At 42.1% G+C, this 15,507-nt stretch carries 13 protein-coding genes; 8 read left to right on the top strand and 5 right to left on the bottom strand.

From position 1 onward, the window contains the following. Nucleotides 1–145: 145 nt before the first annotated feature. From ACFQ3S_RS17295 to ACFQ3S_RS17285, 3 genes are all read right to left on the bottom strand, one after another. Complete coding sequence (locus ACFQ3S_RS17295) at nucleotides 146–835, bottom strand: JAB domain-containing protein (protein ID WP_377166778.1); 690 nt, start codon at nucleotides 833–835, stop codon at nucleotides 146–148. A gap of 10 nt (nucleotides 836–845) precedes the next feature. Then, on the bottom strand, nucleotides 846–2,972 hold the full coding sequence (locus ACFQ3S_RS17290; protein WP_377166776.1) for a hypothetical protein: 2,127 nt from the start codon (nucleotides 2,970–2,972) through the stop codon (nucleotides 846–848). Nucleotides 2,973–3,195: 223 nt separating this feature from the next. Beyond that, a complete protein-coding gene (locus ACFQ3S_RS17285; RefSeq protein WP_377166774.1) occupies nucleotides 3,196–4,491 on the bottom strand; it encodes a tyrosine-type recombinase/integrase in 1,296 nt (431 codons plus the stop codon). 849 nt (nucleotides 4,492–5,340) lie between these two features. On the opposite strand from ACFQ3S_RS17285, the gene ACFQ3S_RS17280 reads away from it, so the two are divergent. From ACFQ3S_RS17280 to ACFQ3S_RS17270, 3 genes are read left to right on the top strand one after another with little or no spacing between them, the layout of a single operon-like run. Then, nucleotides 5,341–6,075, top strand: coding sequence for an ImuA family protein (locus ACFQ3S_RS17280; RefSeq protein ID WP_377166772.1), 735 nt, complete (start codon nucleotides 5,341–5,343; stop codon nucleotides 6,073–6,075). A gap of 4 nt (nucleotides 6,076–6,079) precedes the next feature. Next, the gene (locus tag ACFQ3S_RS17275; protein WP_377166770.1) at nucleotides 6,080–7,579 is read left to right on the top strand and encodes a Y-family DNA polymerase; all 1,500 of its coding nucleotides are present in this window, start codon (nucleotides 6,080–6,082) and stop codon (nucleotides 7,577–7,579) included. Nucleotides 7,580–7,581: 2 nt separating this feature from the next. Beyond that, nucleotides 7,582–10,791, top strand: coding sequence for an error-prone DNA polymerase (locus tag ACFQ3S_RS17270; protein WP_377166768.1), 3,210 nt, complete (start codon nucleotides 7,582–7,584; stop codon nucleotides 10,789–10,791). A gap of 2 nt (nucleotides 10,792–10,793) precedes the next feature. Here ACFQ3S_RS17270 and ACFQ3S_RS17265 read toward each other — a convergent pair whose 3' ends face one another. Beyond that, nucleotides 10,794–11,432 carry an SOS response-associated peptidase gene (locus ACFQ3S_RS17265; protein WP_377166766.1) on the bottom strand — a complete coding sequence of 213 codons (639 nt, stop codon included), beginning with the start codon at nucleotides 11,430–11,432 and terminating at the stop codon, nucleotides 10,794–10,796. A gap of 204 nt (nucleotides 11,433–11,636) precedes the next feature. On the opposite strand from ACFQ3S_RS17265, the gene ACFQ3S_RS17260 reads away from it, so the two are divergent. Further along, entirely contained in the window at nucleotides 11,637–11,777 is a 141-nt protein-coding gene (locus ACFQ3S_RS17260; RefSeq protein ID WP_377166764.1) for a hypothetical protein, read from the top strand. Nucleotides 11,778–11,788: 11 nt separating this feature from the next. Then, nucleotides 11,789–12,112: a S1/P1 nuclease gene (locus ACFQ3S_RS17255; RefSeq protein ID WP_377166762.1), complete on the top strand. Its 324-nt coding sequence runs from the start codon at nucleotides 11,789–11,791 to the stop codon at nucleotides 12,110–12,112. Nucleotides 12,113–12,332: 220 nt separating this feature from the next. On the opposite strand, the gene ACFQ3S_RS17250 is transcribed toward ACFQ3S_RS17255, so the two are convergent. Beyond that, nucleotides 12,333–12,800: a hypothetical protein gene (locus ACFQ3S_RS17250; RefSeq protein ID WP_377166760.1), complete on the bottom strand. Its 468-nt coding sequence runs from the start codon at nucleotides 12,798–12,800 to the stop codon at nucleotides 12,333–12,335. A 181-nt stretch (nucleotides 12,801–12,981) separates the two neighbouring features. Between ACFQ3S_RS17250 and ACFQ3S_RS17245 the strand changes: the two genes are divergently transcribed. The 3 genes from ACFQ3S_RS17245 to ACFQ3S_RS17235 are packed head-to-tail and all read left to right on the top strand — an operon-like array spanning nucleotide 12,982 to nucleotide 15,306. Then, nucleotides 12,982–13,680 carry a recombinase family protein gene (locus ACFQ3S_RS17245; RefSeq protein WP_377166758.1) on the top strand — a complete coding sequence of 233 codons (699 nt, stop codon included), beginning with the start codon at nucleotides 12,982–12,984 and terminating at the stop codon, nucleotides 13,678–13,680. 23 nt (nucleotides 13,681–13,703) lie between these two features. Next, nucleotides 13,704–13,958, top strand: a complete 255-nt coding sequence (locus ACFQ3S_RS17240) for a hypothetical protein (RefSeq protein WP_377166756.1) — start codon at nucleotides 13,704–13,706, stop codon at nucleotides 13,956–13,958. A 28-nt stretch (nucleotides 13,959–13,986) separates the two neighbouring features. After that, nucleotides 13,987–15,306 carry a radical SAM protein gene (locus ACFQ3S_RS17235; protein WP_377166754.1) on the top strand — a complete coding sequence of 440 codons (1,320 nt, stop codon included), beginning with the start codon at nucleotides 13,987–13,989 and terminating at the stop codon, nucleotides 15,304–15,306. The last annotated feature ends 201 nt before the right edge of the window (nucleotides 15,307–15,507 follow it).

Genomic DNA, 15,507 nt, shown 5'->3' with positions numbered 1-15,507 from the left:
GACTGTTATTTCTATTGCTTTTACGATTCAGTATAGGAATGGAAATGTCACACAGCATGTCACACATTTTGGCATACTAAATGAAAAGCAACTTGATTTTTGATTGCATTCAAAAAACCCTCTTACCATTGCGTTGGTTAATATTTTATATTTGGTAGCCATTTTCTGCAAATGAGTAATAGGCATCATCTGATAAAATCAATTGGTCTTTAATATTCACATGCATATTATTTGCCATTTCTCGTAATTTAACCGCTTCAAGCTTTTCTTCATTAGATGGCTTTATTCTCGCCTTTGGAAAGTTTTGGCCTATGATAATAGCGTTAGCTCGCTTTTTAGAAGAAATTTCGCGAATACATAGAAGTTGCTGAATTCCTATGTGAACAGTATCCAAATCGACGTTGCCAATGATTTGATTTTTACTGTCAAGAAACAGAACTTTTGAAGTTGCTTTTTTGTCTAATTGTTCTTGGTTCCAGTTTTCTGAAAGATTTACAAATGCATCCCAGCTTTCATTAAATATCGGTTTATCTTTAATTCTTTTAAAATTTGATATCATTTGATAGCCTCTTCCGCTGTTGCAATTGAAAGTATTTGTATTTATGTTAACACGAGATTTAATGGTCGTAAATCCCTTAACGTCTTTGATATTATTATTATCTTCAATGACTTCAACCAGCGTCCATTTTTTACTACCTGGATTTTTTTCTTTTATCCTTATAGTTTGACCGACAGCAAGATTAGGAGGGCAGAATAAAATATTCCTCAAATTTTTATGCGTGCTTGCCTTAACGCTACCTGCTCTTAATATTGATGATGCTTTTTTAGTTGCCATAGAGAAATTATTAATCAAATCTTTCGAAGCTGTTTTTATAAATGAGATCGAAACTGTAAAAATCTTTAAAAGGTTTATTGTTGAAGCTTCGCAAACTTAAATCTTCAAAACATCCAGTATCTTCATATTGCGATAGCTCTGCATCAACTGTGCTGCCTATTTCATAGTTTAGTCGTTTCATATAGACTTGATCCCATGCAATTAGATTATCAATAGATGCGACAAAACCATTAATTGATGACACAATCAATTCAATAGTTTCTTGGTCAAAAAAATCAGGGTTTTTTGCTTCTACATACAAAACCAAGCAAGTGGAATTAAAGCCAGGTTTAGATGGTGTAGGGGCGAGAACAGGGATTGTAAGAAAGGATTTTGCTTTTGCTGAGAAATGATTACCATCGGTAGTTTTTATCAGTTCAAGGAATTTACCCCACTTATTGTCTTCAACATTTTTTACAAGAAATGGTTTGCCTGTCTTGAAACTTAAACCGACGCTTCCTTCCTTTATCGGTAAGGTTACACCTGCAATATCTTTGTGTAATCTGTTTACATTGTATGTTGTAATTTGCTGATAGTACATATTGTTTTGCACCATTAAAGGACGATGTATATTTAAAGAATATATCTCATCTTTTTTTACATTTTGTAGAACGTTGCTTAGAACAGATAAAAAGCTTGAACATATTGCGCGCGTTTCTATAGGGAGGAATTCCAATCGCGTTTCTAATTTCTTAATCGCAGGATTTTCTAATCTTTGAAAATCATTAAATATCTGATACATTTCCCCAACTGACCAAAGTGGATCAGTAGAAGAAATTTTATTAGATTCAAGTTGCAATTCCTTAAGTTCTTGAATCTTTTTCCGCTCTAAAGATGAAAGACAGTCAATTAGAAAAATGGCCTTCTTATTTGTACCATTCCTGATAATGACATTTGACTCTTGAAGATCAAGAGTTTCAGCTTTAACCTGATATTCTTTTAACTTTTCATCGTATTTTAAAGGCCCCTTTTTAAAAGAGAATAAATCCCCTTTATATAAAACAAAAGCGATAAAAGAATTGATCATTGAATTCCGTTTAAGGCTAAAGATACTTTCTAAGTTTTCCTTTTTTGAATTTAAGCAAACCTCTATGTTTCTAAGTCTTCTATCTTGCTTAATGACATCGATGATTGGCATATAATATTGTTCTGGAATTTCAGTAAATTCTTGAAAAAGCGTCATACGAGGATCTGTACCCATCATTCGTTTCTTAATCGCTCTAAGATCATCAATTAATTCTTTAGAGTAAGAAATAGACTTCATTATATTTAAAATATAATCGTAACTGAAATTAAGGATCTTCAATCTAAAAAGATCAATCATTCCTCCGTCACCAGTTCCACTTACAAGAAAATTGTTACTTTCATCAAGGAATGTTTGGTTGTAGGCATCGTTTCGCCAGTAAGAGGTTGCACCTCGAATAGCACTTTGCTTCGTTACACCTACTTCAATTCCATAGCCAATTGCATAAATGATTAAATCGCATGTCAAATTAAACCTATCAGTCTTGACAGTTTTGTCATCTTCGGACGCATAGTTTTTAATTTGAAATTTACGCACTCCACCAATTATTCTTTCAGTAACGAAAGTTCTTTTGGAATTGTATTGCTGCCTAAGTCTTTTTACAGTTGGCTTGCTTTCTTCGCCGATTGATTTGATGACTTTTTCGAACCCGTCCAGCAATTGCTGAGCAACACTTGAAGCTGTATCATGTCGCCAATTTAAAACTGGTAATTTTGTTGAGGGATAAGTAGCTTCTTCATCAGGCCAGTCATATATATTAGGATGAATGTTTCTAATATCACACCCTCTTTGCATATGGAGATAATGTGCTTCCTGTTCAACAAGAACAACATTTAACCTTGCTTCAAGTGCTGCTGCTGCTATTGTCAAGCCTGCAACACCACCACCTATAATTCCAATTCTAAAATCGGGCGAATACTTAATCCTTTCCGTAGTCACTAATGAATAGAAAATATTAAGTGCCCTAATCTGTTGTTTGTAGACCGTAATGCCCTGCTGAAAAATTCCGACCAAGTATTTCTGGTCATCTATGCGGAACAAGTTTAAATACTCTTCTGCCTCCTCTTTGGACATTTGCACATTAATATTGTTAAGTTTTAATTGGTTGAAAATACAAAAAGATTAAATACAATGAAATATTTTTGTGAATGCGGAATGTTATTTAACTATTATCTTGCTTAACTAACTTCGGACAGATACAGCTTTTCCACGTCAAATTTATCACGTCAATATTAAATCATATGCATTATTACCATCACCTGAAAAAGGCATCCAAGTGATGATAATATTCTAATTGTTATGAAATTGCGAACATAGCCTCGGTTGCCTTATCGATTGAGCTTTTTACCGCATCTAAATTTAAACGAGCATATACCAATGTAGCATGTGTTGATTTATGACCCAAGCTTTTGCCGATGATTTGCAGGCTGGCACCGGTAAGTGCCTGGTAGCTGCCAAAAGTTCGGCGCAGATCATGCAGGCGGATGTCCATCAATCCTGTTGGCAAATCGATCTCCTCTTCCAAACTTATCTTCCTGAGCCAATTATATTGGCTGATAGAATTGTAATGAGAAACATAAGATAGCAATTTATCATTCACCCATTTTGATACCTGCGGGTGCTGCTGCCACATCGCAACGGTTGCCCTTTCTAGAATGCGCTTCCAGCCTCGGTCGTGCTTGACCAGGTGCTTGGAAGGGTCGTCATCCTGTGGGTAAACCCATTCACTTTTTGCTGTAACCAAACGTGTTTTCAATATTTCTACAGCACGGTCGGTTAGCGTAATGGTTTGCGGTTCGCCGTTCTTGGTCTCTGGAATACGCCAAAGATTAAGTTCCCATTCAAGTTGCTCATAGCGCATCATCAGCGTATTGGTCTTACGGGCACCAGTTAACAACAACAACCAGATAAAATCCCTGATGGTTTCGTTGGGTTCTTCAATTATGGATTGCAATAAAAAAGGCATTTCCGATGGCTGCACAAACCGGTCACGACTTTTCTCTTTAAATTTTTTGATGCCGTTGGTAGGGTTCGTGCCTTCCCATCCCCATTCGATGGCTTTGTTGTACATGGCACGTAACCGTTCTAAGCAACGGTTTGCCTGATAACGGCCAACCGTTTCAAACAGGTAGTCGTGTAAGTTTTGCACCTCCGGGCGTTTGATGTCTTTAAGCTTTCGTTTGAACCAGTGATTAAAAAATTTCGGTATCTCCCGTTCATCATAAATCCAGGACTTTTTATGAACTTTACTGTAGCGGTTCATGTATTGGTGATAAAGCTGGCCCAAAGTGGTTTCGTGCTTTGCTTTTCTCTTTTCATCGGCAGGGTTGATGCCTTGTGCAATTAGCCCCAGTTTTATGCTACCCAGCTTTCGTGCATTCTCAACAGATAGGTCAGGATATTTGCCGACAAACAGGCGCTCTGGCTTCCCGTTTATTTTCTTGTAAAGATAAAATGATTTCGCTCCTCCGCGCTGAACGGCAAGAGTTAAACCTTTGAGTTGGGTATCTCTGTAATAGATACATTTGGTATCAATGGTCGGTGGTAACGTGTCAATTTTTGTTTTGGTAAAGTTGAATGTCAGATTGGACATTTCGTCTCCTTTTTTGATGCTACCCAGATGCTACTTTGAAGGTAAATACACAGCTAAAAAGAATAATATCCAATAACTATAGGATGCCATCTAAACCTTTGATTTGATAAGTTTAAATAACCTCTGATAAACAATGCTAATTTATATTAAAACCAGATTGGGCGGCCTCATAACCTGAAGGCCGCAGGTTCAAATCCTGCCCCCGCAACCAATATTTTCAAGCACTTAATTAGCTTCTGTATTTTCCGATTTTAGCGATACTACCGTGATGCTACCTTTCAGGGTAATGTTGGTTATATCGGTTGGTATGGAAATGATTATAACACAAACGCAAGGGATGAGAATCGCCTTTTGTAAATAAAAATCGCCTCCAATAAATAAAAAAACCAAGACAAACTGTTATGTCGTCTTGGGTGCTCGTAGTTGGTTTGCGAAGTAATAAATGATGAAGCAGGTTAACTTCCGATAGTGTCATCTGCCTGTGCGGCCAGTTGGGTTACATACTTCAAATACTTAGGAAAAGATTAACTAGTCTATTAGTTTGTGTGTAATTTATCTGATTTTCTGTACGCAACTTCCTCTGCTTTTTATATTTATAGCTGCATTCGCACATTTGATTCGCTATCTAAATTGACTTTTTTCACACCTTATCCGTCAAAGTAGCGGCAAACTCAAAAACTTTTCCACATCCATTGTGAACAATTTGTATTTTAAATTGCTAATTTTATTAGCATAATTTGTGCTTGTAAAATTGTGCTGGGATTATATCCCTAAATAATGCAGAATATAGGAAGATGTTCCGCAACCGGACATCAACTAATTTTGTATGCCTTATTTAAAGCAACCCACATGGAAACGAAAAAAGACATCATCAACCGCCTCAAAGAGGAAATCTTGCTCAAGCAGGGTTATAAGCCTTTGCAGGGTGATGCCGCCAAAATTGGCGGGCTTCAAGAGATTGAGGCTGCGTTTCCAAACGGTGTTTTTCCTACAGGCATGATGCATGAGTTTGTGAACCCACAAGTGGAACATAGCACAGCTTGCGGTGCATTCATTACTGGGTTAATTGCCTCACTTATGCCGGAAGGCGGCATTTGCCTTTGGATAAGTGCCAACCGCATCATGTTTCCACCCGCTTTGAAAAAATTTGGCATTGAGCCGGATAGTGTCATATTCATTGATCTGGCCCGTGAAAAAGATGTGCTTTGGGCAACAGAAGAAGCTTTGAAGTGCGACGGCCTAACGGCAGTTATTTCTGAGATCAGAGAGATAACATTTACACAATCGCGAAGGCTGCAACTGGCGGTCGAACAAAGCAAGGTGACGGGCTTTGTGCTGCGAAATGACCCGAACAAGGTTGGCAATACAGCCTGTGTTGCACGGTGGCAAATTACGCCTACACCAAGCCAACAAATAGGCCGATTGCCGGGGGTGGGATTTCCGCGATGGAAAGTTGAACTACAAAAGGTTCGCAATGGTAGTCCTGGAATCTGGACCGTGGAATGGCGCGGCAAAGCCTTTTCATTGGTTGCCGATAATTTGGCTGTTGATACTACGGTTAAACAAATCAGAAAGGCAGGATGAGTGTATGGACAAACGTTTTATGGCCTTGTGGTTTTACCGTCTGAAAACGGACTGGATGATCTTACGCAAACCGGAATTAGCGAAAATTCCATTTGTCTTCGCCATGCCTGACCATAACCGTGTTGTGATTACGGCGTTGAATGCGTTAGCTGAAGCGCAAGGTCTGCAAGTAGGGATGCGCGTGGCCGATGCCAAAGCGATGACCCCTGCCCTGAAGGTTTTGAATGATAGTCTTGGCCGTGAAGAAAAATTGCTTAGGGCAATTGCCGAATGGTGCATACGGTACACTCCCAATGTTGCAATTGATTTGCCTGACGGGTTGATATTCAATATAAGCGGCTGCGCTCATTTATGGGGCGGTGAAGCCGCTTACCGGAATGAGATTGTTAAAAAGTTCAAAGCTAAAGGATACGTAGTTAAAGCCGCCATAGCCGATACGGTCGGCGCAGCCTGGGCGGTCGCTCGCTTTGGTCGATCAGGGAGCATTATCCCCACCAAAGAGCATAAAGCAGCCCTAATGCCGTTGCCTCCTGCGGCATTAAGATTGGATGCAAATATTTTAGAACGGCTGCAAAAGCTTGGCTTCTACCGTATTGAGGCACTCCAAAAAATCCCTCGCGGCGAATTGCGGCGGCGTTTTGGCGATGGCTTAATCTTGCGCCTTATGCAAGCAATGGGCGAACTGGAAGAATATATTGCTGTCATTAAGGAACCTGAACCATATCATGAACGCTTGCCCAGCCTAGAACCTATCAGAACACGCCCAGGCATTGAAATCGCCATCCGTGAACTCTTGGAAATGCTGACTAAGCGGCTGTCGTCGGAAGGGAAAGGCATTCGCACTGCAACACTGACAACTTACCGCATTGATGGAAAAGTGCAGCAAGTAACCATCGGCACGAATAAGGCAACTCATGTGGTCGAGCATTTATTCAAGTTGTTTGAATTACACATCGGGGAAATTGAGCCGGATTTAGGCATTGAGTTATTCGTGATGGATGCGCCTAAAGTTGAAGATGTGGATGTCACCCAGCAAGCCATTTGGGCGGGTAAGCCAGGTTTACAGGATAGCGGTATTGCAGAATTGCTTGACCGCTTGTCCGGTAAGGTTGGCGCACAATCTATTCATCGCTATTTGCCGCAGGAACGCTACTGGCCGGAACGTTCCATTAAAGCTGCGAAAAATATTCAAGATAAACCGCAAAGCTTTTGGCGCAGCGATATGGAGAGGCCAACCCAGCTTTTGCCTAAGCCTCAAATTATCCAAGTATCAGCGCCGATACCCGATGATCCACCAATGTTATTTAGGTACAAGAACGAAGTTCATCATATTAAACGCGCGGATGGACCTGAACGGATCGAGCGTGAATGGTGGTTGGATGTAGGCGAACACCGCGACTATTACATCGTCGAAGACCAACAAGGTTTTCGCTATTGGGTGTTTCGTTCCGGCCATTACGGCCAGCAACAAACCCAGTGGTTTTTACATGGCTATTTCGCGTAAACATGGCTTACATTGAATTACAAGTCACAAGCAATTTCAGCTTCTTGCGTGGGGCTTCTCATCCCGACGAACTGGCCACCCACGCGGCTGCGTTAGGCTATGCCCGTATTGGTATTACCGACCGCAATTCTTTTGCAGGAATTGTGCGGGCTCATGTGGCAGCAAAAGAAAATGGCATTTCAATTATTCCTGGGTGCCGTTTGGATTTACTGGATGGGCCGAGTCTGCTGGCATATCCCACCGATAAAGAAGCCTATGCCCGTCTTTCAGCATTGTTGACTTTAGGCAACCAAAGGGCTGAAAAGGGTAAATGCTTCTTGTATAAGAAAGATGTATTTGACCATAGCGCGGGCATGATTTTTATTATTGTGCCGCCTGAAGGATTGGATGATCTGTTTGAATTTGACCAGCAGTTCAAGGATGACGTGGCCGAATACCGGCAACATATCCGCAAAAAACTATATATCGCAGCATCCCGTACTTATCAATCAAGTGATAGTAAAAGGATGTTTCGCATTCATGAGCTTGCCGAACGGCATCGCATCCCAATGGTTGCCACCAATGATGTGCATTACCATGATTTGAGCCGCCGTGAATTGCAGGATGTGCTTACTTGTGTCCGTGAAAAATGTACGGTGCCTGAAGCAGGATATAAATTGCATGGTAATGCTGAACGCTATTTAAAACCTATTCCTGAAATGGAAAGGCTTTTTAAACATTATCCCGAAGCAATTTTGACAACAGAAGATATTTCTAAAGCTTGCACCTTTTCACTGGACGAACTTAAATACGTCTACCCCGAAGAAATTAATCCAAGTGGCCACTCACCTTTGGAAGAATTAAAGCATTTGACCTGGGAAGGCGTTAAAGAGTGTTTTGGTGACAAGCCCCCCGAAAAGCTTGTTGCTACGATAAACCATGAATTGAAGTTCGTTGAAGAAATGGACTACGCCAATTATTTCCTATTTGTACATGACATTGTTAGGGAAGCCCGAAGCCGTGGGATTTTATGCCAGGGGCGCGGCTCTGCGGCAAATTCTGCTGTTTGCTACGTTTTGGGCATTACTTCAGTTGACCCAACAAAGTTTGATTTGCTGTTTGAGCGTTTTATCTCATCGGCCCGTAATGAGCCGCCCGATATTGATGTCGATTTTGAACATGAACGCCGCGAGGAAATCATTCAGTATATCTATAACAAATATGGCCGTGACCGTGCGGCAATTGTCGCAACGGTTACACAGCAACGCCAAAAGGGCGCGATACGCGATGTAGGCAAGGTCATGGGGCTATCGCAAGATACTATTGACCGCCTCTCTGCTGCTATTTGGGAATTTACGGATGAATGGTTTGAACCGGAAAGATTGGTAGAGCAAGGTTTAAACCCCGACGATCCGCAATTGCGAAAAGTGTTGGCCCTTACAGCACAAATGATGGGCTTCCCGCGCCAATTAGGACAACATACGGGCGGCTTTGTGGTGACACAAGGCAAGCTGACAGATTTGTGCCCTATCATCAATGCCCGGATGGAAGACCGCACAAACATCGAATGGAACAAAGACGATATTGATGCATTGGGTTTTCTAAAAGTGGATGTATTGGCCTTGGGGATGCTGACCTGTATCCGTAAAGCATTTGACCTTGTAAAGCAGCATTACGGTATACAACTTACCCTTGCCAATATCCCCCAGGATGATGAAGGAGTATATCAAATGGTAAGCCTTGCCGATACCATCGGCGTGTTTCAAATTGAAAGCCGCGCCCAACAGGCGATGCTTCCTCGCCTCCGTCCAAAATGCTTTTATGATTTGGTGATTGAAGTAGCAATCGTAAGGCCTGGTCCGATTCAAGGAGATATGGTGCATCCTTACATTAGGCGGCGCAACGGCGAGGAAAAAGTCACTTACCCGTCTAAGGAGCTCGAAGAAATTTTAGGCCGGACGTTGGGCGTTCCATTGTTTCAGGAACAGGCCATGAAAATCGCCATCGTTGCTGCGGGCTTTACGCCATCCGAAGCGGATGGCTTGCGCCGTAGCATGGCAACTTTCAAGTTTAAAGGCTTGGTCAATGTTTTTGAACGCAAATTGATCGATGGCATGATGGCACGGGGTTATACCGAAGAATTTGCCACACGAATTTTCCGGCAGCTAGAAGGTTTCGGTAGTTACGGCTTTCCCGAAAGCCATGCCGCCAGTTTCGCACTACTGGTTTATGTGTCGTGCTGGCTTAAATGCTATTATCCTGACGTGTTTGCGGCTGCGCTGCTCAATAGCCAGCCGATGGGGTTTTATCAGCCCGCTCAAATTATTACCGACGCCAAGAACCACGGTGTCGAAGTTTTGGCAATTGACGTTAATTACTCGGAATGGGACAACATGCTCGAAGAACGCATAAAATGGTTCAACCCTTTGCGCTTGGGCTTCCGGCATATTAAGGGATTAAGGCAGGATGATATGTTGCTGTTGCTGGCCGGACGTAAAGCGCTCTATAAAAAAATAACAGAAATTTACGATGCGGGTGTCCCACAGGCCGCATTGGAACGGCTGGCTGATGCCGATGCGTTTCGTTCGCTCGGACTGGACCGTCGAAAGGCATTGTGGGAAGTGGCGGCTTTGGCCGATACTCTAAATGGTTTATTCAAAGGTCAAACGCCTAAAAAGGCGAATACGTCACAATTTGAATTGCCTTTAATGAGTATAGCGGAACACGTCATACAGGATTACGCCTCTACTTCTTTTTCATTAAAAGCCCATCCTGTAAGCTTAGCCAGGGAAAAATTAAAACGCTTAAACGTGCTATCGGCAGAAGAAACCGCAAATGTTGAAGCCAAAGAACGGGTCAAGGTTGCAGGGCTGGTTATTTCCCGTCAACGTCCCGGCACGGCTGGTGGTGTGTGTTTTATCACCATAGAAGATGAAACAGGCACAATTAACCTGGTGGTTTTTGAAAAGCTATTTGATGCTTACCGGAAAGAAATTTTAGGAGCCAAATTACTCATGGTAAGTGGTTGGGTACAACGCGAAGGTGTCGTGCAGAATATCATCGTAAAAAGCTGCCATGATCTCACGCCTTTGATTAGCGAAGCGGCATTGCCCCAAAATGGCGGCGACAATTTAACCGCTGAACAAATGCCCTTTACCGCTGAAAATAAAAGGACACAAATTAGAGAAAATGCGGCAGGTGATGCGATCCCCAACGCAAGGAATTTCAGGTAAGCTTAAAACAGAAAATCCTTGTCGTCTTTTTTGATTCTTTTTGCCTTTAACGGTGTACGCTTATTTTCGGTGACAATGTACACATCTGCCTCACAAGGTGTAAGCAAAGCCATTAATTGTTCCAACGATGCGTTCGGGTTCATCCATAAACGACGTTGCGCTTTGTTCATGATGATCGGCATACGGTCGTGAATGTCTCTAAAGCTGTGTCCGGTAGGGTCACAGGTAATCATGGTAAAACATTCTATAATTTCGCCGTTTACTGGATTACGCCAGGTCGTCCATAATCCAGCTTTATAAAAATAATCTTCAGTGGCCGGGGTGATTTTCCATTCTATTTGCTCGGTTGCAGATTTTTCAGTTTCATAAAAACCTTCGTTTAAAATCAGGCAACGGGTTGCCATAATTAAATCTTTAAACGACCGTGTAGTCGTAAGCGTTTCAGCCCTGGCATTAAGCATCGGCTTAATCTCCTTTGGGTCATTAACAAAACCCGGAATAAGACCCCAGCGCATATATTGAATTTCGCGCGGGCGATGATGGGTGATGACAGGTGACAGGTCTGTTGGACGAATATCATCTTTCTCCTCTGGAGTGGTGGCTCCACCTTTAAAACCGGAAACAGGCGTAACAATCGGCACTTGCAATTTCTCCGACATCACCCGCACATTCACTGACACTGCTTTCGTACACATCTTGCAAATTTACCGTTTTATTTTTTCATACTAAAATTATTAGTATTCCTCTGGGTGGTAGCTTTTAAGATTGTAACAAAGTCATCGATTTACGATTTGATAACATTAGCAACTTCCAAAAACAGTGTAGCAGCCTTAGCTTTGTATATCATGAAAAAAATCGCTTGTATTGCTCTTATTGGTTTGGCCGCCATCATTATCTCATGGGGTGCCGTTGGATACCGCACGGTTGCTTTAATTGCCGATAACCATTTAACCCGAAATCAAAAGCCGTTGTTGCTGCCTTGTTAGGCGACCAAAGCATGGCCGATGTAAGTAGCTGGGCCGATCAGGTTCGTAACCAGCCAGATTATAAATATACCGCGCCCTGGCACTACGTTAATCTGCCACTTGGCTTAAGCTATGAAGAATTCACAAAGACCGTTTTCAATCAGGCAAATGATAATGTTTACAAAGCTATATTAAAGAACACGGCCATCCTGACGGATAAAGCCAGCACCCGTAAACAACAAGCCGAAGCCTTAAAATTTATCATTCACTTTGTTGGCGATTTACACCAACCCATGCACGTAAGCCGTGCCGAAGATATCTGTTGCATCTCACTTGCCAATTTGGGCCGCTTATAGCTTAATTGGATTTCATTGACAGAAAAGAAATTTGACATGCGCGCCCCGTTACAAAGAAGCCTGTCATATCATGGGTTTTGTTATTAGGCCCTCGCCCGATGGCATCGATAACAATGATTAATCAAGTAAATCTTCAAGGCTAATTTCCAATGCCTTGCAATAGCAAATATTGTAAAGAGTTTGGGATTTGTTTTACCAATCCAAATTTAAAACCGTTACTTTAATGATGCCGGGCAAACCACTGTAAATCTCTTTTAACAGAGATTTTGTGATCGTAAATGTCCCTTCCTACCACTTCCAGTTTAAGCATGGCAAGCTGGCGACGGATATCATCCATTTCGGATGCCGCAGCATTGCTTTCAAACTGTTTCGAGAATACTTCCATAAAAGTTCCATGCGGCACCACTTTCTTGACCGACCCGTTGATCGTTACATGCTGGTATTGTCTGCTGTCAAGCGTTAGCCACTCCTTGATATCGTAATGTTCTTGCCCGTCTTTTGTAAAGACAAGCTTTTCAATAATTACCGGTCCCAAACCATTATTTTGAACATGGACGTAGATCAGACCGTTCTGGTCTGTCAAATTAATTTGTATCAGGGGCTTTACTGATTTTTCATTATGAATGCGTTGCAGGTACAATTGATAAAATGTTGCCAGTAAGGCCAGAATGGAGAGCGTAATAGCCACAAGACACCTATTTCAGGTAAGAATGAAAAAACAATCGAACTAATTTTTGCGCAAAACTTGTTCGTTAATAAACCATCGTCAATCCATAGACAAAAAGCCCGATTTTTCTATACTGTTCAAATTTCAAATTGTTGAATTTCAATAGTTTGAAATTCGGCATTAAGCGATTTTAAACTAAATCTTGTTCAAATATAACCGATGGTTTAATGATGAACAAAAGGCAAAAGCCATGAAACAGGCAATCGCATATTATCGCGTGTCAACCAGCAGACAAGGTAAAAGCGGGTTGGGGCTGGAAGCGCAGCAAAATGCGGTAGAGCAATATTGCAGTGTCAATGACTATAGCTTGCTTACACAGGTGATCGAGATTCAATCAACCCGCAAGCACCGAGCAGGATTATTTGATGCCCTTGCATTGTGCAGACAGCGCAAAGCCATATTGATCGTTGCAAAGCTTGACAGGCTGGGGCGTGATGTTGAGCAGATTGCAGGAATTGTAAAATCAAAGGTAGAGGTTATGGTTGTAGATAATCCCCATGCCAATAGGTTCACTATCCACATACTGGCAGCGGTAGCCGAAGAACAACGCCAGCGCATTAGTGACACGACCAAAGCGGCTTTATCCGCCGCCAAGAAACGCGGTGTTGAATTAGGCAAGAATAGTAAAATACTGTCCGTTGTCAACAAACAAGCAGCGGATGATTTTGCCGTTAAATTGTCGCCGATGATAAGGCGGTTAAACAAACGGGGCATCATAACAACCCGCGCAGTTTGCGAGGAATTAAATAAAAAAAAGGTGCCAACTTTTCGTACTGGCGGCAGATGGCACCCAAGTACGGTTCATACACTGATGAACAGGCTTAATAAACAAGAAAATTAATAAACAATATAAAAACCATTGCCATGCACACCACAAGTTATAATGACATTCTATTTGACGATCTTGCGGCAATCAGACTGCTAAATCACAACAACCAATCGGCCGATGCGACTGTTCAGTACAATGACTGTACGAACAATTATAACGATTGCACCAATAATTATAATGACTGCACCAACAATGTGTATGCAGCCAAAACCGCCGAACAGTTAAGTCCTGATTGCAACTGTTCCGGCTATCATGAGGTTTCAAACCCCAATGGTGATTGCGGTAATTAAGTCCTGATTGATTAATCCCAACTGCTTTATGAATTTGGTACCGAAGAAATCCCCTGAATTATTGCTTAACCCGGTGGGTGATGGTTACGCTTATGCGGTTAATTGCTCATTCCCGCATTCATTCCGGTTATTAAACCGCCGCCAGTACGAAATCTTACGGGCGGTCAATGGCCGCGACGACATGGAGACATTGGCGAGCGGGTTGCAAATACCAGCCGATGCACTGGAACAATTCATGTTATTGCTAAGCAAAACGGAGATTGTTGGTTTTGATGGCAACAGCTTTACCGTACCGGAAAAACCCGCTGCGCCTAACGCATTAAATTTTTGGATTCACACCACCAATGCCTGTAACCTGGGATGCAGTTACTGCTATATCCCAACCCTGAATACTGGCGGTGGGATGAGAGGTGAGGTACGGCGGCAATTGCTGCACAAAATGGTGGAAACTGTAACGGTGAAAGGCATCCGGCATATCCGGCTTAGATTGGCTGGCGGTGAACCGATGGGGCAGTTTGGCGTTTGGAAACAGTTCATCCCCGAAGCAAGAAAAGCGTTAGCTGATGTAGATTGCCAGTTTGATGCCGGGTTTGTAACCAACCTAACGATGCTGAATGACGAGATCATCGCATTTTCCAAAGAGCATGGCATTGGTTACGGTGTATCGTTGGACGGTGTAGAAGCCACCCACGATGCCACACGCAGTTTTCGTTCAGGTTGCGGCTCGTTTCATATCGTGGATGCCAATCTACGCAAGCTACTGGCAGCAGGGATTAATGTATCGGTCAATACCGTTGTGACCAACCTAAACCTGATAGGCTTGCCGGAACTCACCAGCTACTTAATTGATTTAAATATTCCCTTCCGGTATTCCATTGTGAAAGGCGAAAAGATCCATGCGGAACTATTGGATGAATATTTATCTGTATCCTATGCCATTATGCTGGAGGCCATCAATGACGGCTGGCAGTTTTCTAAACGCTTCCAGTTTTGTGACTTAAAGCCGAACGATTTAGGTTTTCAAACCTGTGCCTCGGGTTTTTCAGGCGGTGCGATCTATACGGACGGCTCTTTCAAATATTGCCATGTGCAGTTTGAAAACAACGATGAGGCAGCACACACCATATTTAATGAAGATTTAGACCTGGTAGACATGATCGCCAGCGGTGAACATCACGAGGGCCACAAATCTGACGATTGCAAAAAATGCCGTTATCGTTCCATCTGTACCAGCGGATGTCCTGTTTATCGTACCGATGGTAAAGATCCACAATGCAGCTTGTATCATCGGTTTATTCCTAAATATTATGAATTGCAGGCAAAAGAGCGATTAAAATTGCTGTACTAATTGAATAGTCTTAAAGATATAATGAAGAAAAGTGGGACTGTTTTATTCAAACCATTCAATGATGCAGGTTTGCTATCATAGGTAATAGAAGTAGTAGATAGCTTCTCTATATTCGATAGTAACAATGTAAAATATTATATCATAAAAAACTTAACGGACAATTATCTAATTATGATAAGGTTTAGGTTGAAAGCCCTGCTC

Source organism: Mucilaginibacter terrae, assembly GCF_042679325.1.
GTDB lineage: Bacteria > Bacteroidota > Bacteroidia > Sphingobacteriales > Sphingobacteriaceae > Mucilaginibacter > Mucilaginibacter terrae.
Note: the sequence above shows the minus strand (reverse complement) of the source record. Positions and strands in the feature narration are given on the sequence as shown.